The 20,276-nt window shown below is 37.0% G+C and carries 22 protein-coding genes; 12 read left to right on the top strand and 10 right to left on the bottom strand.

Translation table 11 applies throughout. The annotated features are described in order from the left end of the window. Positions 1-20 precede the first annotated feature (20 nt). The 3 genes from JKA74_RS01860 to sppA all read right to left on the bottom strand — a co-directional run bounded on the left by JKA74_RS01860 (position 21) and on the right by sppA (position 4,646). Entirely contained in the window at positions 21-1,697 is a 1,677-nt protein-coding gene (locus JKA74_RS01860) for an alpha-amylase family glycosyl hydrolase (RefSeq protein ID WP_201429453.1), read from the bottom strand. Between the two features lie 149 nt (positions 1,698-1,846). Next, the gene (bioB, locus tag JKA74_RS01855) at positions 1,847-2,851 is read right to left on the bottom strand and encodes a biotin synthase BioB (RefSeq protein WP_201429452.1); all 1,005 of its coding nucleotides are present in this window, start codon (positions 2,849-2,851) and stop codon (positions 1,847-1,849) included. A 43-nt stretch (positions 2,852-2,894) separates the two neighbouring features. After that, positions 2,895-4,646 (bottom strand): signal peptide peptidase SppA, encoded by a 1,752-nt coding sequence (sppA, locus tag JKA74_RS01850; protein ID WP_201429451.1) that lies wholly within the window; start codon positions 4,644-4,646, stop codon positions 2,895-2,897. Positions 4,647-4,782: 136 nt separating this feature from the next. On the opposite strand from sppA, the gene folK reads away from it, so the two are divergent. From folK to JKA74_RS01835, 3 genes are all read left to right on the top strand, one after another. Further along, positions 4,783-5,268 (top strand): 2-amino-4-hydroxy-6-hydroxymethyldihydropteridine diphosphokinase, encoded by a 486-nt coding sequence (gene folK, locus JKA74_RS01845; RefSeq protein ID WP_201429450.1) that lies wholly within the window; start codon positions 4,783-4,785, stop codon positions 5,266-5,268. Positions 5,269-5,476: 208 nt separating this feature from the next. After that, a complete protein-coding gene (locus JKA74_RS01840; protein WP_201429449.1) occupies positions 5,477-5,689 on the top strand; it encodes a hypothetical protein in 213 nt (70 codons plus the stop codon). Positions 5,690-5,700: 11 nt separating this feature from the next. Next, on the top strand, positions 5,701-6,294 hold the full coding sequence (locus JKA74_RS01835; protein WP_201429448.1) for a hypothetical protein: 594 nt from the start codon (positions 5,701-5,703) through the stop codon (positions 6,292-6,294). A 92-nt stretch (positions 6,295-6,386) separates the two neighbouring features. On the opposite strand, the gene JKA74_RS01830 is transcribed toward JKA74_RS01835, so the two are convergent. The 6 genes from JKA74_RS01830 to rsmA form a co-directional block, all read right to left on the bottom strand. Next, complete coding sequence (locus JKA74_RS01830; protein WP_201429447.1) at positions 6,387-6,782, bottom strand: HIT family protein; 396 nt, start codon at positions 6,780-6,782, stop codon at positions 6,387-6,389. Between the two features lie 12 nt (positions 6,783-6,794). Beyond that, entirely contained in the window at positions 6,795-7,268 is a 474-nt protein-coding gene (greA, locus tag JKA74_RS01825) for a transcription elongation factor GreA (RefSeq protein WP_201429446.1), read from the bottom strand. A gap of 124 nt (positions 7,269-7,392) precedes the next feature. Continuing rightward, complete coding sequence (locus JKA74_RS01820; RefSeq protein WP_201429445.1) at positions 7,393-8,229, bottom strand: pentapeptide repeat-containing protein; 837 nt, start codon at positions 8,227-8,229, stop codon at positions 7,393-7,395. Positions 8,230-8,310: 81 nt separating this feature from the next. Next, on the bottom strand, positions 8,311-9,255 hold the full coding sequence (locus tag JKA74_RS01815; protein WP_201429444.1) for an NAD(P)-dependent oxidoreductase: 945 nt from the start codon (positions 9,253-9,255) through the stop codon (positions 8,311-8,313). Between the two features lie 3 nt (positions 9,256-9,258). Continuing rightward, on the bottom strand, positions 9,259-10,623 hold the full coding sequence (gene mgtE / locus JKA74_RS01810; protein WP_201429443.1) for a magnesium transporter: 1,365 nt from the start codon (positions 10,621-10,623) through the stop codon (positions 9,259-9,261). Then, a complete protein-coding gene (gene rsmA, locus JKA74_RS01805; RefSeq protein WP_201429442.1) occupies positions 10,601-11,392 on the bottom strand; it encodes a 16S rRNA (adenine(1518)-N(6)/adenine(1519)-N(6))-dimethyltransferase RsmA in 792 nt (263 codons plus the stop codon). The genes mgtE and rsmA overlap by 23 nt, the downstream gene beginning before the upstream one ends. Before the next feature lie 89 nt (positions 11,393-11,481). On the opposite strand from rsmA, the gene pdxA reads away from it, so the two are divergent. From pdxA to JKA74_RS01765, 8 genes are all read left to right on the top strand, one after another. Continuing rightward, positions 11,482-12,492 carry a 4-hydroxythreonine-4-phosphate dehydrogenase PdxA gene (gene pdxA, locus JKA74_RS01800; RefSeq protein ID WP_201429441.1) on the top strand — a complete coding sequence of 337 codons (1,011 nt, stop codon included), beginning with the start codon at positions 11,482-11,484 and terminating at the stop codon, positions 12,490-12,492. A gap of 56 nt (positions 12,493-12,548) precedes the next feature. Further along, positions 12,549-13,079, top strand: a complete 531-nt coding sequence (locus tag JKA74_RS01795) for a YceD family protein (RefSeq protein WP_201429440.1) — start codon at positions 12,549-12,551, stop codon at positions 13,077-13,079. 21 nt (positions 13,080-13,100) lie between these two features. After that, positions 13,101-13,292, top strand: coding sequence for a 50S ribosomal protein L32 (rpmF, locus tag JKA74_RS01790; protein ID WP_201429439.1), 192 nt, complete (start codon positions 13,101-13,103; stop codon positions 13,290-13,292). A gap of 348 nt (positions 13,293-13,640) precedes the next feature. Next, complete coding sequence (locus JKA74_RS01785; RefSeq protein ID WP_201429438.1) at positions 13,641-14,639, top strand: beta-ketoacyl-ACP synthase III; 999 nt, start codon at positions 13,641-13,643, stop codon at positions 14,637-14,639. A gap of 21 nt (positions 14,640-14,660) precedes the next feature. After that, a complete protein-coding gene (efp, locus tag JKA74_RS01780; RefSeq protein ID WP_201429437.1) occupies positions 14,661-15,227 on the top strand; it encodes an elongation factor P in 567 nt (188 codons plus the stop codon). A gap of 67 nt (positions 15,228-15,294) precedes the next feature. Continuing rightward, positions 15,295-15,777 (top strand): acetyl-CoA carboxylase biotin carboxyl carrier protein, encoded by a 483-nt coding sequence (gene accB / locus JKA74_RS01775; protein ID WP_201429436.1) that lies wholly within the window; start codon positions 15,295-15,297, stop codon positions 15,775-15,777. A 56-nt stretch (positions 15,778-15,833) separates the two neighbouring features. Then, complete coding sequence (gene accC, locus JKA74_RS01770) at positions 15,834-17,177, top strand: acetyl-CoA carboxylase biotin carboxylase subunit (protein ID WP_201429435.1); 1,344 nt, start codon at positions 15,834-15,836, stop codon at positions 17,175-17,177. Positions 17,178-17,343: 166 nt separating this feature from the next. After that, the gene (locus tag JKA74_RS01765) at positions 17,344-18,045 is read left to right on the top strand and encodes a hypothetical protein (protein WP_201429434.1); all 702 of its coding nucleotides are present in this window, start codon (positions 17,344-17,346) and stop codon (positions 18,043-18,045) included. Positions 18,046-18,245: 200 nt separating this feature from the next. Here the strand turns inward: JKA74_RS01765 and pyrE are convergent, their stop codons facing one another. Further along, complete coding sequence (pyrE, locus tag JKA74_RS01760; RefSeq protein WP_407659036.1) at positions 18,246-18,890, bottom strand: orotate phosphoribosyltransferase; 645 nt, start codon at positions 18,888-18,890, stop codon at positions 18,246-18,248. Between the two features lie 350 nt (positions 18,891-19,240). On the opposite strand from pyrE, the gene JKA74_RS01755 reads away from it, so the two are divergent. Next, positions 19,241-20,275, top strand: a complete 1,035-nt coding sequence (locus tag JKA74_RS01755; RefSeq protein WP_201429433.1) for a hypothetical protein — start codon at positions 19,241-19,243, stop codon at positions 20,273-20,275. Position 20,276 lies beyond the last annotated feature (1 nt).

Genomic DNA, 20,276 nt, shown 5'->3' with positions numbered 1-20,276 from the left:
GGTTTATATAACTATAGTTGTCAGATGATTTCCAACAACATCAATTTTCCTGCTTTTTCATAAGTCAGAGTCTGATCTTTCACAGTGGCTATTTCTCCTGTATAAAAGTTTCTTACTTCATCTCCATCAGCAAAAACATTCATTACTGAAATTGGTCCTGGCTTACCATCTATTACCACTATTACTTTATCTGTAAAACCATCTTTTGAGTAGTTTCTAGTGAAGGTATAAGGTTTATCATTGATTTTCTGATGCCTTCCCGCTCCAATTGCCGGATGATTATTCCTGAACTGACCTAATTTTTGCCAATGCTGGTGAATCTCTTTCACACTGTAACCATCTCTTTGCACGTCTTGCTCTAAATCTCCCCAATTCATAAATGAGCGTAATTTGGCGTCACCTGAAGCTTCCGCATTAAGATACCTGGCAGTTTCATCTCCATAGTAAACTTGTGCTGCCCCCGGGCTTAAAAGTAAATAAGCAGCAGTATTAAATACATTTTTTCTCTCGGCATCAAAAGGATTGCCATCATCATGAGAAGAAAGATAGTTGAGTACTGACTTCTCTTTCAATTCTCCCTCATTCAGAATTTGTGCGTAATTACTAAAAACTTCCTCTAACGGCTTTTGCGCCAACTCCCATTTTAAAGAAAAATTAATCATACTGTGAAAGCCCTCTGCAAAAAAGTTAATAGCAGTATCACCATCATAGGTATAATTTAAACCATCATGGATAGAGTAATTATATATCTCTCCTACCATATAAAATGGTAAATCATCCAATTTCTCATTAGGATTTTCTTTTTTCCAATCTTCCAGGGCTTTTAATGCTTCTGCATATAATTCAGCCCAAATACCGGCCTCAGTATGCTTTACCGTATCTACCCGGAATCCATCAATCCCCAAAGCTCTCACATAATCAATTAACCACTTAATAATGTAGTATTTAGGTGCTCTCGGGTAACCCGTTCTTTCAAAAAACTCATCCAGTTCTTTCAGCTCTTGCTCCAACCTTCCTTCACTTTCCCATTTATCCAACAAATGTTGAGGCAAATCAACTGGTTCTTCACTTTCTGTAAGAATATCTGGCAGGTTTTCTACCAAAGTACATTTTACTGTTGATTCCCAGTCCTGATAGGTACACTGCGGACCAGTTCTCACCCAGTCAGTAGGCCACTGTGGATCCAGTTCGGTAACGGGCCCTGTATGATTCATTACAACATCCAACAAAATCCGGATGCCATGTTCATGTGCTGTTTTTACTAATTTTTGCAAATCCTCCATCGTACCAAAATTAGGATCCAAAGCAGTCCAGTCTTTTGTCCAGTAGCCATGAAAGCCGTAGGATTTTCCTGTGCCCTCATCCACCGATCCATGGATCTGCTCAACTAATGGATTCATCCAGATGGCATTGACCCCTAAATCAGTAAAATAGCCTGACTTAATTTTTTCAGTAATTCCTTTGATATCCCCACCCATGAAACTCCTTAGCGGTGCCCCGTCAGGCTGTCGTCCAAAGTTAATATCGTTAGTGGAGTCTGCATTGTTAAATCGATCTGCTAAAAGGAAATATACAGTAGCATTTTCCCACATAAAAGGAGCTTTTGTTTTCCGGCTTTTATTAGTCGTTTCATTAGGAGTAGATTGACATCCAAAAATGAATAATAAGATTAGTGAAATTTGAAGAAGATTTTTCATGCTTGGTTAAGCTAAAATTTGTGGTAATATTATTTATGAAAGGGTAAGTTAATAGAAAAAATTGGAATTGGGCTAAAATAAAAAATGGATAATAGAGATCATTCATAGCCTCTATTATCCATTCCTAATAAATAGTAACAATATCTTTATTAACTCACTGTCGGAATCTGCTGAAATTCTACAGTTCTTTCTTTGTCCTTGAATGAAGCTCTGGGCTTCAGATTAAGCACCTGGAATAACTCCGCATCTTCATTCACTTCAGGATTAGGAGTGGTCAATAATTTATCACCTGCAAAAATAGAGTTAGCACCGGCCATAAAACAGAGTGCTTGTTCTTCCTGGCTCATCCTAACCCTTCCGGCTGATAATCGAACCATTGCCTTAGGCATAATAATTCTGGCAGTAGCTATCATCCTCACCATTTCCCAAACAGAAACTTTAGGTTGTTTTTCAAGTGGAGTTCCCTCTACAGGCACCAATGCATTTACCGGTACAGATTCAGGATGCTCTTCCATAGTAGCCAAAGTGTGCAACATGCCTACTCTGTCTTTATGTTGTTCGCCTAAACCTATAATTCCCCCTGAACAAACAGAAATTTTAGCTTTACGCACTGCACCAATAGTATCAAGCCTGTCACCATAAGTTCTTGTACTGATGATATCCTCATAATGCTCTTCTGAGGTATCCAAGTTATGATTGTAAGCATACAAACCTGCTTCTTTCAATTTCTCTGCCTGGGATTCTGTCAGCATACCCAAAGTACAGCAAACTTCCATATCCATTGCATTAATGCCTTTTACCATTTCCAGTACGCTATCGAAATCACGGTTGTCGCGTACTTCTCGCCAGGCAGCTCCCATACAAAAACGGGTGCTCCCATTTTCTTTTGCAGTTCTGGCACTTTCCAAAACCTGCTCTTTTGGGAGTAATTTGTGCACTTTAACATCAGTATGGTAACGAGCAGCCTGAGGGCAATATGAACAGTCTTCAGGGCAACCACCGGTTTTCACACTAAGGAGTGTACAAACCTGCACTTCCTGTGGGTCATTATATTCCCTGTGTACAGTAGCTGCATTGTAAATCAGTTCTAAAATCGGTTGATTATATATTTTTTCTATTTCTTCCTTTGTCCAGTTATTTCTAATCTCAGTCATAAGCGTATGTATACTTTAATTTGATTGTAAAAAAACGGGCAATTTATTTGATTTCCAAATCAAATGGCATCCTTGTTTGTAATCCTTTGTTTTCTATCACATATTTAAATTCATCTACGTAAGGAGAAGCCTCACCATATATGACTTTTTGATAAAAAATGTTAGCTGAAGAACCTAAATCTTCCATCAACTTCTGGAATAACGGCTTTTGCTCCGGGTAATAAACTTTCATATAATTCCCCTCTTCAAGACCTGCTGATTGTGCAGCAATTCTTATGGCATCATCATAACCACCTAAAACATCCACCAAACCTCTTTCATGAGCTTCTATTCCTGACCAAACTCTACCTGACGCTACTTCCAATAAGGCTTCCACTGGCATGTTCCTGCCTTCTGCAGCTTTTGTGGTAAAATCTTCATAGCCTCTTTCAACCATATTTTGAATAATTTGTTTTTCAGCATCATTCAAACTTCTGGTAACGGTAAATAAATCAGAATACTCTCCTGTACTCACCCTGTCAAATGTAATTCCCAATTTGGAATCCATAAAGTTTGATAAATCCGGAATAATTGCAAAAATCCCTATAGAACCTGTAATGGTGTTAGGCTGTGCCACAATAGTGTCACATGCCATGGCCATATAATATCCTCCGGAAGCAGCCACGCTAGACATTGAAGCAATTACAGGCTTCACTTGCTTGGCTAATTTTACTTCTCTCCACATTACATCTGAAGCTAAAGCACTTCCACCCGGGCTATTGATTCTAATTACAATTGCTTTAATTTTATCATCCAGTCTTGCCTTTCTAATTTCCTTTGCAAATTTCTCAGATCCAATAGATTTCCCATCCCCTTCTCCCGAAATGATGTTTCCTTCGGCCACAATTACCGCTATTCTATTTTGCTGATAGGGTTCAGCTACAAAAGATTTCTTGTAATCTTTTATAGAAACTGTCGGAACATCCGCATCAGCTTCCAAACCAATATTATTTCTAATGATACTCAATACTTCATCATAATATCCTAATTGCGTAACTAAGCCGTATTTCAAAGCATCTTCCGCCTCTCTTACCAAATACTGATCAGAAATATTGGTAAGTTCCTCAATGGGTATTCCTCTGGCCTCAGCAACATTGGACAAGTAATGGCCATAAACTGAGTTAAGCAATTCCCCAATTTGTTGTTTGCTGGCATCACTCATATCTTTTCTTATAAAAGGCTCTACTGCACTTTTAAAAGTACCTACTCGGAAAATTTGAGGTTCAATATTTAATTTCTCAAAAGTACCTTTAAAGAAAGTTACTTCAGAACTAAGACCATTGAATTCCAACATCCCCACAGGATTTAAAATAATTTCATCCGCTACTGAAGCTACATAATAACCGCCTTCTGAAAAGGTTTCTGCATAAGCAATAACAGGTTTCCCCGAAGCTTTAAAATCAATTAACCCATTTCTGATTTCCTCTATTTGGGCAAATCCGGCTATTACATTTGAGGCATTAAGGTAAACCCCTTTGATATTATCATCATTGGCAGCATTCTCGAGAGACTCCAAAATATTTTTTAAGCTTTGCGGGGCAGTTTCGTTTCCAAAAGCCTGTGCTATTTCAGCAAAAGGATCCTCTGAGGTCATCTCTACAATAGGTCTGTTCAGGTCCAATTCCAGATAAGCATTATTCGGTACGGGAGTTTCTTCCCCTGAGGAAGCTATACCAATTAATATCATTAACAGAACAAAATTGAACACTACAAAAGCCAATAGCGTAGCGAAAAATATTTTAAAGAAACTTTTCATGATTGTTGATTTATGTTGATAGGTGTTTAACTAGTATAGTAAATCTATAGTTTTGTTTTATCATTGTAAGGAATACAAAATAGGTACAAAAGTGTTATTAAAAAAAGGATAATTCTATTTTTGGTGAAAGGAACTTATGAAAGGGATATTTTTATTACTTGGCAGTAATTTAGGTGAAAAAAAACAACATTTGGATGATGTGCTGTTAAAATTAAATAACAATGGAATTGAATTAATCAAATCATCCTCTATTTATGAAACAGAAGCCTGGGGGAAAACTGATCAGGCATCTTTTTATAATCAGGTGATCCAAATCAATACAGATTTAACACCTGAGGGGCTTTTAGAAACTATACTGAAAATTGAACTTCAATTGGGTCGTGTAAGAACAGAAAAATGGGGTGAGAGGCTAATTGATATTGATATATTGTATTTTAATGATGTGGTTATAGATACTGCCAATTTGCAAATCCCCCATAAAGGAATTCCTGATAGAAGATTCACATTGCTTCCTTTAAGGGAAATAGCTGCAAATTTTATTCACCCTGTGTACAAGAAAAACCAAAAGGAGCTATTGAAAGAATGTACCGATCCATTGTCTGCACACAAACTGGATATATAACCTTCATCAACTTATCTTCCTTCATAGATTTAAAGCATTGAACAACCTGTTCTTTCATTATAAACGAATCGAAATATTGTTCTGGATATCGCGGATACAATCACATTTAAAACCTAAACAAAAACTATTTCAAAAGAATAGTTTGTATTATTCCAATATTACAAAAAAATAAGTATCTTGGAATATAACCTTTCAAAACTAAGGAAACATGAGAAAAATTTCAATTATTTTAGGAATCGCCACTATTTTAATAGCCTTTGGCTGTGGAGGCAATAATAGTTCGGAAGAAAATCGAGATGAAACAGTTATAATGGAACAAGAAGAAAATTTGGCTAATGAAGCTAAAGATAATTCTGAAAAAGCCAAAGAAGAAGCCTCTTCTACTGAAAAGGAAGTTGAGGAATTGTTAAAGGACATTTAAAACCAAAAGCCATGAGAAATTTAACCAAAAGTATATTTATCAGTAGCTTAAGCCTGCTATTGGTATTAGGATTTAACTGTGACATTTCAGCTCAGGGAAAATCAAATAAAGGGAATGAAACTTCCGAGGAAGCCAAAAAGAGTAGAGAAACCGAAAAGCTCAACAAACAAATTGAGAAAGAGCTGGAAAACGAGAAGTTTTTGGAAGAAGATCACCAGGAAATGCATGAAAACGATCATAAAAACCACAATTCTGAAAAGCAAAGAGAAAATAAAAACAAGAAGCATAATATCCAAAATGAATTCGGGAAATTAACTTCTGAGCAGGCCAAAGCAAAAATGAGCGAAGCAAAAGCCAATATGGAAGAGGCTGAAATTATTTTGATGCGAACCGAGGAGAAGATTGCCAGAGCCAAGGAAAAGTTACTGGAGGCTCAAAGCCGGCAGGAACTGAGCGAAGAAGAAATAAAGGAAAAGGAAAAGCGCATTAAACAGGCTGAGGAAAAACTTAATGAAACCAGGGAAAAAATCAAAGCTAGAAATATTAAAGTAGAAGAGAAAGTATCCCGAATCCATGAAAAACAAAAGGTAGAAAAAATAGATTAAAAAGATGCTTTAAGGATTATTCATCAACAAAAAAGGAGGCAAAATTTTGCCTCCTTTTTTGTTGATTGACTTATTTATCATTTTGTTTAAGCTCACTCTAAAGCCGAAATGATTTTCCGGGCCATCTCCTTTAATTCCTTTTCCGAAGGTTTTAGTTTAGGTTTACTAAAATTAATATCCTCCATCTTGTTCATAGGTACTAAATGAATATGTACATGTGGCACTTCAAGCCCAATTACTGCAACACCTACCCTTTTACATTCCACGGCTTTATCAATAGCTTTAGCTACTCTCTTTGCAAACAAATGTAAACCTGAGAAAGTATCATCATCCAAATCAAAAATATAATCTACTTCTTTTTTGGGTACAACCAATACATGCCCGTGCACTAACGGTTGAATATCAAGAAATGCAATGAAATTGTCATTTTCGGCAACAATATGTCCAGGCAATTCCCTGTTGATAATTTTTGTGAATATGCTCGGCATAATTTATTTTTTTTAGAGACTAATGTCCAGAATTTCAAATTCCATTTTGCCAACCGGGGCTTCTACAAGCGCCAGTTCACCAATTTTCTTACCCATTAAACCCATTCCTAATGGGGATTTAATGGATATCCTACCTTCTTTTAAATTAGCTTCCTCTTCTGAAACCATAGTATAGGTTACTTCCATACCATTTTTCTTATTCTTAATTTTCACTTTGGTCAGTAAGCCAACTTTAGAAGTATCAACATCGGACTCTCTGATAATCCGAGCGTTACCTACAATATTTTCCAATTTGGCAATCTTCATTTCAAGCAGACCTTGTGCATCTTTAGCTGCATCATATTCTGCATTTTCACTCAAATCACCTTTATCCCTTGCTTCTGCAATATCAGCTGAAGCCTGCGATCTTCCCTTGGTTTTCAATTCATGAAGTTCATCCTTCATTTTTTGCAACCCTTCTTCTGTGTAATATGATACCTTACTCATCACTATAAAAATTGAAATTTGTACAAATAAAAAACGGCACAATTGCATGAGCCGTTTCGATTCGATTTGTTATTTATACAAATATATAGGAATTATGAATTGAAAGCAAGGAAAAATCAAGTGCTTATTTTCCAATCAATTCAGGATAATTTTCTTTGATTTCATTTAAAATATCATCATCCAGCTTAGCCAGGTAAAGAGTTTTAACATTCTTAAGCTGTTCAACAGTTAAACCTTCCACTCCTTTTAAATTGGCCTTATATAAGCTGGCCTCATCAAAAATAGCACCTGTTAAGTGGCAATTACTGAGATCGGCTTCCATTAAATAAGCGTTAGTAAAATTGGCTTTGATAAGAAAAGCATTCTTGAAATTGGCTTTGATAAGAAAAGTATCTTTAAAGTTGGCACCACTGGCAAAAGCTCCTTCAAAATTGGCCTGGTTCATTTTAGCATTTTCAAAATTAGTTTGATTGGCTCTCGTATCTTTGAAATTACAGTCAATAGCATTGCAATGGCTAAAATTGGCTGAGTTCACATTAGAGCCTTCCAGGTTGAGGTGACTCATATTCGTTCGAGTCAGGTAACAATCCACTAAATTAATAGTACTGATATTATGCCTGTTAAGCCTCTTAATGTTACCTACAGTCCTGAAGGCAGCTTCCTCGGATTCCCATTGCCTAAAATCGTCAATTTCATCTTTATACATCCTTATTCGAAGTTGCTTCTCACCTGTGGCATTCATCCAGAAGATAAGGATACCTATAATGGCAATATCGAAAAGCATACCATGCGCTTCTGCCAGAACTTCTTTAAAAAAATTGGAAAAATCATGAATATAATAAGGGGCACTGAAGCCAAGGACAATAAACGATAATATTATTAAAACAATAAAAGATGTGAGAATTGGCTTCTCAATTATTTCTTTAAATTTTTCTTCTATTTTGGTAAAAATTAACTTCATATTTAACGCTCACAAAATTGGCAATGCTATGCAATACTAATACTAAGTTAAATGTATTTTACTATCAGTTTTATTTATTTTTTAAAAATCGGTTCTTTTTTCGACTAATTTTTCAATTTTGAAGGTAAGTATTTCATTTATTTTTTGATATGACTCAAAAGACCAGCCCGCAACATGAGGAGTCAGAACGGTTTGAGGAAGTTGAACCAGTTGTTCAAAAACAGATTGTTCATGAGAAGATAAGCTATTTATTTTTTCATTTTCCAAAACATCAAGTGCTGCTCCTTTAAGGGATTGGGCTTGTAGCAAGCTAAGCAAATCCTCCAGCACCAGCACTTCACCACGTGAGGTATTTACAAGGTAGTCTAATCGCTTAAAAGAAGTGAGGTAGGATTTATCAATCAAAGCTCGATTTTCTTTTATCAAGGGAATATGTATACTTAATATTTGTGTTTTTTCTTTCAATTCGCTGAGGGACACTTCCTTCACATATTCATTACCGAAACCAGACTTATCTTTATCATAAGCTATTATTTCACAACCAAAAGATTGTAAACGTTTGGCAAATGCCTCCCCCATAAAACCATAACCTAATAAGCCTATGGTTTTCCCCATGAGTTCTACTCCTCTGCTACCTTCTCTGTCCCACTTGCCATTCCTTACTTCCTGATCTGCAACATGTATTTTGTTCAACAAGGCAAGTAAAATCCCAATACAATGTTCCGCCAGGGCATCTCTGTTTCCTTCAGGAGCATTTAACAAGGTGATATTCCTTGCATTCATTACTTCCATATCCACATTATCAATACCTGCACCAGCACGCGCCACAAATTTCAGGTTTTTGCCCCTGGACAAAACTTCTGCATCAATATAGGTTTTGCTACGCACAATCAGTCCCTCATAAGAAGAAATAATTTGAAGTATCTTTTCCCTGGTGATATCTGGTTGGTAGTCTGCATTTACTCCAATAGCTTTTAACAAGCCATGGATACTATCGTGCATTTTATCTATAATCAGGACATTCATTTTTTAACCGTAATAAAGTAAATGAGCTACTGAGAAATAGACCAATAGCCCTAACAAATCATTGGCAGTAGTAATAAAAGGACCGGCTGCCAATGCCGGGTTTATTCCAAAACGATCCAAAACCAAGGGTGTTACAGTTCCCATAAAGGAAGCTAAAAGCACAACTGTAAACAATGCTAAAGATACTACCAGGGCCAATCTCATCTCCTGCCCTAATATCAAATTCATTCCCATTACTATGCCTGCTATTACAATTCCATTCAACAAGGCAACCAGTAATACTTTAGTGATTCTTTTAAGGAATGAATCATCGAAAACCGATTTATTGGCCAAACTTTGTAACACAATAGAGGAAGATTGTATCCCTACGTTTCCACCAGTAGCCGTAATCAATGGAATAAAAAATGCCATGGCAGGCACCAATAAAATATCTTCCTCAAATACCCCGATAAATTGCGCACCTAACAACCCTCCGAACATCCCTATTATCAGCCAGGGCAAACGGGCGCGTGTCAGCATCCACACACTATCATCTTCCTCCACATCTTCGGATATACCCGCCATCATTTGACGCTCTTCCTCTGCCAACTCTGTGATAACATCCACAATATCATCGATAGTAATACGCCCCATCAGTTTACCTTGTACGTTCACAACAGGTACGGCATCCAAATCGTATTTCCTCATGATTTCAGCTACATCCACCTCATCCATATAGGTTTCAACAGCAATTACCTCATCATCATACAGATCTTTTACTTTCACATGATCTTCGGCCAGGATAATTCTTTTTAAAGAAACTCTGCCCAATAAAATATTCTGATCATCCACTACATATACTGAATAGATCTTTTCAACATTTTCCGCCTGTCTCCTGATTTCCTCAATACATTGCCTTACCGACCAGTTCACGTTGGCTTTTACCAATTCCTTGGCCATCAGACCTCCGGCTACATCTTCTTCGTAGCGTAAAAGATCCAGAATATTCTTAGCCTTTTCCTTATTCTCAATTAAGGCAATTACTTCCTCTCTATCTTTTAGTGGAAGCTCATTGATAATATCCACGGCATCATCCGAATCAAGCTCATTCAACATGAGGGATATTTCCTTATTCTTGAAATTCTTCAGGAATTTGGCACGAGTATCCTCATCAAGGTCATTAATAACCTCGGCACTCACCTCGTAATCCAGCACATCCAACACATATTTGGACTCATCTGTGCTGAACTCCAATAAAATAGTGGATATATCCGCAGGATTAATGCCTTCCAATGTGTTGAGAATAAACACATCGTCCATTTCCTTAATGGCCTGCTGGAGCTTCTCTAGGTACTCTTTAGATAATTCAAATTGCTCTACTTTCTCCACCTGCTATATAATTTGTTAATTCCACAAAATCTGCCACACTTAACTGCTCTGCCCTTTTATCCATTATAGTCAAGGATTTAACGTCATCCATCAGCTCAAAAGTTTTTAACGCATTCCGAAGAGTCTTCCTTCTATTGTTAAACCCTTGTTTTACTACTCTGAAAAACAACTTTTCATCGCAGCCTAATGTTTTGGTTTTATTTCTTTTTAAACGCAAAACTGCAGATGTTACCTTGGGTGGTGGCACAAAAACATTAGGAGGCACTTCAAATAAGTATTCTACGTCATAATAAGCCTGGAGCAAAACACTTAGTATCCCATACGTTTTATTTCCAGGGCCGGCTGCAATACGTTGGGCTACTTCTTTCTGAAGCATGCCTACTACCTCGGAAACAAGCGTTCGGTGTTCTAAAACTTTGAAAAATATTTGTGTTGAAATATTGTAGGGAAAATTGCCTATTACAGCAAATTGTCCCGGGAAATATTTGGATATATCCACATGCAGGAAATCAGCCAATATCATTTTCTCCCTGACCTCCGGATATTTCTCCTGTAAAAAATCAATAGATTCTTTGTCCACGTCCAAAAACAAAGTATTGAATTTACCCTCCTCAAGAATGTACTGAGTAAGCACACCTGTGCCAGGCCCAATTTCCAGTAAATCATTGTAGCCATTATGGCCTGTCAAACTATTTACTATTTTTTGAGCTATATTTTGATCTTTCAAAAAGTGTTGACCCAAATGTTTTTTAGCGCGTACCTGCTTCATTTTTCAAAGCAGATAAAAAAAAACTAAATTGCACAGAATTTAAGCATAATATTTTCAGTAAATCTGAAAAACATCGAAATTACCTCAATATGGAAGAAACTGATAAACCAATTATAGCCATCACCATTGGTGATGTAAACAGCATTGCTCCTGAAGTAATTATCAAAGCATTGGAAGACGCCAGGATCATAAAAATGATGACTCCGGTCGTGTACGGTTCAGGTAAAATTTTGTCGTATTATAGAAAAGCACTCAATATCCGTGATTTTAATTATTTTCAGCTTAAAAAACTGGATGAATTGAGCCACAAAAAACTTAACGTGCTTAACCTGTGGGAGGACACTATTAATATCACTATGGGTGAGTCCACTGCAGATGGCGGCAAATATGCACTTATCAGTATAAAGCAAGCTGTGGAAGATGCCCTTGCCGGAAAAGTAGATGCTATTGTTACCGCTCCTATTAATAAACATAATATTCAGTCAGATGAATTTAAATTTGCAGGCCACACAGAATACCTGGCACAAGCTTCAGGGGTTGATGAAAGCCTGATGTTGCTGGTCGATGAAGGATTACGGGTAGGCGTGGTAACTGGCCATATTCCTATAAGTGAGGTGGCACAAAAGGTAACGAAAGAGAAAATCAACAAAAAATTAAGCATACTGGAAAAGTCTTTGAAAATAGATTTTGGTATTGCCAAACCAAGAATTGCTGTTTTAGGATTAAATCCGCATGCAGGCGATGGCGGAGTGATTGGGACAGAAGACGAGGAAATGCTCAAGCCACTGATCCAGGAATGGAAAGACAAAGGTAAATTGGTTTTTGGCCCATTTCCTTCAGATGGATTCTTTGGAAATGGTCAATACAAGAAATTTGATGCTGTTTTGGCCATGTACCATGACCAGGGATTGATTCCATTTAAAACACTAGCATTTGCCAATGGAGTAAATTTCACAGCCGGGTTACCCTTTGTGAGAACTTCTCCTGACCATGGTACAGCTTATGATATAACGGGGAAAAACCTTGCAGATGAAACTTCTATGAGACAAGCTTTGTTTCTTGCATTGGAAATCTTGAAAAACAGGAAAGAATATTCTTGAATGGATTTAGCATAATAAAATAAATTATTTATCTTTGCGCTCTTAATTTAGGTGGGATGGAAAAGTTGAAGGAATTTGATATTCAAATATATAAGCTCAGCAATAAGCTGCACGAATATGAATACCCTATTTCAGATGCCTTTTTTAGTCAATTTGAAGGGGAAATCGTTGAAAGCGGTAAGCTTTTGGTCAGAATAACTCTTGATAAAAGAGAGAATATGATTGAAGCAAGTGTTGACTTTAATGGATTTCTTAATTTGATTTGTGACAGAAGCTTAAAACCTTTTGAGAAGCCTGTTGATATTAAGAAAAAAGTACTCTTTAAATATGGAGAAGAGGAAGCTGAATTAGAGGAAGATGTTTTTGTTATTACCAAAAACACCCAAACCATAAATCTGGCTCATTTCATCTATGAAACAGTTGCTCTGGAGGTTCCATTAAAGAAAATTCATCCCGATGAAGTAGTTGAGGATGAGGATACTGACGAATACATTTATATTGATGACTCTTTGGAATCTGAAGATGAAGAAAAAGAGGATATAGACCCACGATGGGCAGCATTAAAGAATTTAAAAAACAAGAATTAAGAATTATAAATAGAAATAAAAATGGCGCATCCTAAAAGAAAAATCTCGAGAACCAGAAGAGATAAAAGAAGAACACATAAGAAAGGAACGGCAAAATTATTAGCAATTTGCCCAACAACCGGAGAAGCTCATTTGCCTCACAGAGCCCACTGGCATGAAGGTAAATTATACTATAAAGGTAATGTAGTAATGGAAAAAGAAGTTTTAGTATAAAATTTCTATAAAATTATTTTAAAGCTTTGCTCAACAGCAAAGCTTTTTTTATTAGAGGCTTTCCCGGGTTATTCCAGCATCATAAAACGGACATCTACTATAGATTCCTTTTTATGATGAAGATCTACACTTTTTTTCCCATTTAACCAGGGCATTAATTAGTGTTGAAGAAAGCCACGCACTTATTACTTAATAAATAATAGCATTCTGATAAGTCTGAATTTAAATATCATCTTAACCAAAGGATTGTTATCCTTAAAACAACGTATTTCTTAGCTTTTTGTCGGGCTTGACATCAATAATTATATATATTAGCATTTGATAAGCGAAGAAAAGCAAACAAATAATATGAATAAAATAACAGCTGCTATCACAGGAGTACATGGATGGGTACCTGATTACGTACTTACTAACAAGGAGTTAGAGACAATGGTGGAGACCAACGATGAGTGGATCACCTCCAGAACAGGTATTAAGGAAAGACGAATCCTAAAAGGAGAAAACCAGGGTACTTCCGTAATTGGAACAGGTGCTGTAAAAGGCCTTTTAGAGAAGACCGGCACAGATGCAAAAGACATCGATCTTTTAATTTGCGCTACCACCACTCCCGATATGCTATTTCCTGCTACTGCTAATGTTATATCGCACAACGTAGGAGCTATTAATGCATTCAGCTACGATTTGCAAGCTGCCTGCTCAGGTTTCCTTTTTGCACTAAGTACTGCATCACAATTTATTGAAACCGGAAAATACAAAAAAGTTATTGTGGTAGGAGCTGATAAAATGTCTTCTATTATAGATTATACTGACCGGCAAACTTGTATTATATTTGGAGATGGTGGCGGAGCTGTGTTATTGGAGCCTGATACCGAAGGTTATGGCATAAAAGATTCTATCCTCCATACCGATGGATCAGGGGAGCAATTTTTGCACATGAAAGCCGGGGGAAGCAGAAAACCTGCCACTCCTGAAACTTTATTAGCTAAGGAACATTATGTGTTTCAGGAAGGGAGTCAGGTATTTAAATTTGCTGTGACCAATATGGCTAGTGTAGCTGCTGAAATCATGGAGAAAAACAATCTTACTGGAGATGATGTAGCATGGTTGGTACCACACCAGGCTAATAAAAGAATAATAGACGCTACAGCCAACAGAATGGGAGTAAATTCTGATAAAGTAATGCTAAACATTCACAAGTACGGAAATACTACCAGCGGCACAATTCCTTTGTGTCTTTGGGAGTATGAGAAGCAACTGAAAAAAGGAGACAACTTAATATTGGCAGCCTTTGGTGGCGGATTTACATGGGGATCCGTTTATGTTAAATGGGCATATGATTCGAAATAATAAATTAATTCTATAAAAATAATGGCAACAACTGCTGATTTCAGAAACGGACTTTGTATTGAATACAATCACGACTTGTTTGTAATTACCGAATTTCAACATGTAAAACCCGGTAAAGGTCCTGCTTTTGTAAGAACTAAACTAAAAAGCTTATCCACAGGAAAGGTTTTAGATAATACCTTTACTGCCGGACATAAAGTAACTACTGCAAGAATAGAAAGAAGACCACAGCAATTTTTGTATAAAGATGATTTAGGACTTCACTTTATGGATAGTAGCACTTTTGAACAAATTTCTATCCCGGAAGAAATGATTGACAATGTTGATTTGTTCAAAGAAGGGCAGGAAGTAGAAATTCTTTTCCATGCCGAAACGGAAAAAGCACTTAGCTGCGAGCTTCCACCATTTGTGGAAATGCAGGTAACTTATACCGAACCAGGCATAAAAGGAGATACGGCTACTAATGCAACTAAACCGGCCACTGTGGAAACAGGTGCTGAAATAAAAGTACCTCTTTTCATAGAGCAGGATGAATGGATAAAAGTAGATACACGTACTCGCTCTTATGCAGAACGGGTAAAAAAGTAATTGTAAAATTCAATTTAGCTAATTGGAAAACAGATAACAGACTAATAACTATAACAAACCTACAGCAATGAAAGCAAAAGAAATTCAAGACTTAATCGATTTTATTTCAAAATCCGGCCTGGATGAGGTAAACATAGAAACTGAAGAATTTAAGATTAAGGTAAAAAAGAATTCTGAGGTAAAAACTCAATTGGTGCAAGCTGCAGCAGCTCCTCAACCACAGCAACAGGCAGCACCAGTTCAGCAAGCTGCCAACCCTGCTCCGGCAGAACAAGCAAAACCTGCTGAAGCCAGCAATGAAGAAGCTAATTACCTGACCATCAAATCACCAATGATTGGCACATTCTACAGAACCCCTAATCCTGATTCTCCTTCATTTGTAAATGTTGGTGACAGCGTAAAAGCCGGGGACACAGTATGTATTGTGGAAGCAATGAAATTATTTAATGAGATAGAATCTGATATATCAGGTAGAATCGTGAAAATATTAGTAGAAAATGCTAGCCCTGTAGAATATGATCAACCATTATTTTTAGTGGATCCTTCTTGAAATAAGGTTTGATCTATCATTTTATATTTGAGATTTTCACTTAAAAATAATTCGTTGTGTTTAAGAAAATATTAATTGCTAACAGAGGAGAAATCGCATTACGTGTGATAAGAACCTGTAAAGAAATGGGAATTAAAACTGTAGCGGTTTATTCCACCGCAGACAAAGACAGTCTTCATGTTAGATTTGCTGACGAAGCCGTTTGTATTGGGCCACCACAAAGCAAGTTCTCTTATCTGAGCATTCCCAACATTATATCAGCAGCTGAAATCACTAATGCAGATGCTATCCATCCCGGCTACGGATTTTTATCAGAAAATGCCGAATTCTCTAAAATATGTGCTGAATATGGCATTAAATTCATTGGTGCTGATCCTGAAATGATCAACCAAATGGGTGATAAAGCAACCGCCAAAGCCACCATGAAGAAAGCAGGTGTTCCTACAATACCCGGTTCAGATGGATTAGTTGACACCATCAAAGATGGGTTAGTGATTGCCAAAGAAATGGGTTATCCTGTTATCCTTAAAGCGACTGCCGGTGGTGGTGGTAAAGGAATGCGGATTGTAAAGGATGATGCAGGTTTCAAAAAAGCCTGGGATGATGCAAAACAGGAAGCAGGAGCGTCATTTGGTAATGATGGCTTGTACCTTGAAAAATTCATTGAAGAGCCTCGCCATATAGAAATCCAAATTGTTGGAGATAAGAATGGAAGAGCATGTCACCTTTCAGAAAGAGATTGTTCTATTCAAAGAAGACATCAGAAGTTAGTAGAGGAGACTCCCTCTCCTATCATCACCGATGAATTAAGAGAAGCCATGGGGAAAGCAGCTATTGCAGGTGCTGAAGCCATAGGATATGAAGGTGCAGGAACCATAGAATTTTTGGTTGATAAACATAAAAACTTCTACTTTATGGAGATGAATACCCGTATACAGGTAGAGCATCCAATCACTGAGGAAGTAACAAATTTTGATTTGATTAAAGAGCAAATCAAAGTAGCTGCCGGGGAAACCATTTCAGGCCAAAACTATTTTCCTACTTTATTTGCAATGGAATGCCGTATCAATGCGGAAGATCCTAGAAATGGTTTTAGACCTAGCCCTGGAAAAATCACTAACTTAAACCTACCAGGTGGCCATGGAGTACGAGTTGATAGTCACGTTTATGCAGGCTATACAATCCCTCCTTATTACGACTCTATGATTGCTAAACTCATAGTTTCTGGCCAGTCAAGAGAAGAAGTTTTGGTGAGAATGAAAAGAGCTTTAGAAGAATTCGTGATAGAAGGAATAAAAACCACCATTCCATTTCATATTAAATTGATGGAAGATGAAAAATTCAAATCAGGCCAATTTACTACCAAGTTCCTGGAAGATTTTGATTTTTCTGACCTCTAGGAACCAATTAAATCAAAGAATCAAAACACTAATTAAGAAGGTCTTAGATTTCTTAATTAGTGTTTTTTTATGTCCAATTTTACAAAGAGGAAAGGGACTGTCATTAAAAATCTAAACACAGCTTTCATAATTCTTGCATTGATTAACTATATTGCAAACTATGTGGATGCTCAGAATATTATTGGTACTTGCTTTGGTTTGCTCCTGTATTTCATTAAGCTATGCTCAGGAAGAAGACTCTATACCATTTGAGACAGAAAGGGCAGTAGAAAAAAATAAGTTTACCGGAATAGGGATAGGAATGGTTTTACCTAAAACCGACCTGGCTCCTACTTACCAAAAGCCCGGCAGCAATTATTCCGCTTCATTTCATTTCAATAAAAGGAAAAGGCTTAATCTGTCTTTATTTTTAAATATAGGTAAGGTACAATCCGAAGACCGAGAGGTTGCTTATTTGGATCAAAGTGAATTTCAAATCAATAGCTATGCTTCTACAGTTTATCAAAGCCTACATGTAGAACCTACTTTCAATCTGGTCAAAAAAGAAAACTGGGCTATTTTCATCGCTCAGGGTTTTGGTTTTTTTAGCTTTAGGGTATATGACCAACACCATAATGACCTCTCTGACCAATTGAACTCCAGAGCCCCGGGGGAGTCTGTTTCCAACTTTGCAGTGATCTTACCTACCAGCCTGGGAGCCTATTATTTTTTACCCAATGATTTTGGGTTTCATGCAAAAATAAGCCTTTGGAATACACAAACAGACTACCTCGATAATATTTCAAGCTTTGGGAATCCTGATAATAATGATAACATCCTGAACTTTCAGCTTTCAGTTGTTAAGCGATTTAGTAAAGTGATAAAGTGAACAAGTTTTGAGGTGCGGATGTGCCTGGGTGTTGAAGTGATTAGGTTTTATTAAGTGAGCAAGTTTGCAGGTTGGCATGTTTATTTGATTACGAATCAACTTAAGCTATTTACAGTCTTAGCTCACCAAAATATATTACTTCCCATGGAGTAAACCCATTTCAAACTTTATGACATTTTCTCAACCAAACGACCAGGAAATTACTTACCCCATTCAGCCGGATTATCTCTCCAGTCCTTTAAAGTAGTCTGCTCTTTTTCCTCAATGTAGTTTTCCTTTAATGCCTCTTCCAACAAATAATGGTAATTGCTCAGACAAACTAAAGAAATATTAGCTTTTTCGAAATTCTGCACTGCTACATCAAAACCATAGGTAAAAATGGCAAGCATACCTAAAACTTTGCCACCGGCTGCTTTTATATCATCGGCTGCTTTGATTGAACTGCCACCTGTGGAAACCAGGTCTTCCACTAACACTATTTGTTGGCCTTGTTCCAGCTTACCTTCGATCATATTCTCCATGCCATGCCCTTTAGGCTTCGAACGCACATACAAGAAAGGTAAATCCAGTAAATCAGCTAACAGTGCTCCCTGCGGTATACCGGCTGTAGCAACACCTGCAATGGCCTCTGCCTTTGGGAATTCCTGCAACATCACTTCTTTTAGATAGTTTTTGATAGCTGTTCTCACTTCCGGAAAGGACAAAGACAAGCGATTATCACAATAAATAGGCGACTTCCATCCTGAAGCCCAGGTAAAAGGCTTTTGAGCTTGTATTTTGATAGCTCCAATACGAAGGAGTTCTGAAGCTACTCTTTGTGCTATTTCGGCTTTGGCAATTGAAATCATGTGAGAGTTTTATTTGTGCTGAATATTTCTGCAAAATTAAGTTTTTTATTGAGATTTGACGGATATTTGGCGAATTCCTCCATCAGAAAGTTGAAAAGCTCAAGATCAGCGAGTGTTTAATAAAGTAGTATTTGACAGGAAGCAATCTTACTCTGCCGGGCTGCCTCCACTGCCGACAATACCTTTCCCACACATTACTCTTTCCCTAAAAAATCCGTATATTAGATATGTACTAGCGGAGTTAAAAAATATACTGACTTTAAACAAAACTCGGTGTATAACTAAGTATAAACTGATATTTATCATTATACAATCAATTATTGAGTTGTTACATAAAAACTGATCACATGACAAAATCACTCAGTCTTAACCGTCCAACTATTGCCCTTGCACTTCCCCTTTTATTGTTTTTAGCATTGATTTTACTGGCCAAATCAACTGCATTCAGTCAACATACTTCTGCCTTATCTCTGGGGATTATAGCTGATCTTTTATTTACCATTCCTTTGGTTTATTTCCTATTAATCAGAAAAACAAAAATCCCCAATACTACCGTAGTACCGGTTTTAATCATTGGTGTAATAATTGGCTCTCTAATCATACCCATTGAAAATCAATATTATTTAGCACTCTTTAAAACATGGGCTCTCCCTTTCATTGAGCTTGCGATTCTTTCTTTCATCATTTTCAAAGTAAGAAAGGCAGTTAAAGCTTTTCGATCGCAAAAGGAAACTACCCCTGATTTTTTTACTGCACTTAAGGACAGCTGCTATGAACTTTTACCTCGCGGGGCGGTAATGCCATTTGCTACTGAAGTTGCTGTTATGTACTATGGTTTTATAAGTTGGCGAAAGAGAATTCTGAAGCCTAATGAGTTTACGCACCACAAAAACAGTGGGGCAATTGCTTTATTGGCAGTATTTATTTTGATAGTCCTTGTAGAGACCTTTGTAATTCACCTTTTATTGGTAAGGTGGAGCAACATAGTAGCCTGGATTTTTACCGGACTCAGCCTCTACACTGCCATGCAGGTTTGGGGTATCATTAAATCTATTCCGAAAAGACCTTACGTTCTGGAAAACAATCAATTAAAACTCCGCTACGGAATTTTGAATGAAACTACTATTGATTTAAAAAACATTGAATCCATTGAAGCTTTTAGTAAGTCAATAGAAAAGGAAGACGGAATTGCAAAATTATCTCCCCTGGGAGAATTGGAAAGCCACAATTTACTGATAACGCTCAAAGAAGAAAACACCTTAATTGGACTGTATGGCATTAAAAGAAATTACAACAAGTTAGCCATTTTTGTTGATCAGAAAAATGAGTTTAAAAAGATGTTGGAAGCAGCTATATTGAGTACTTCCCAATCAGGGAAATAAC

Source organism: Marivirga aurantiaca (assembly GCF_016679925.1).
Classification (GTDB): domain Bacteria; phylum Bacteroidota; class Bacteroidia; order Cytophagales; family Cyclobacteriaceae; genus Marivirga; species Marivirga aurantiaca.
Note: the sequence above shows the minus strand (reverse complement) of the source record. Positions and strands in the feature narration are given on the sequence as shown.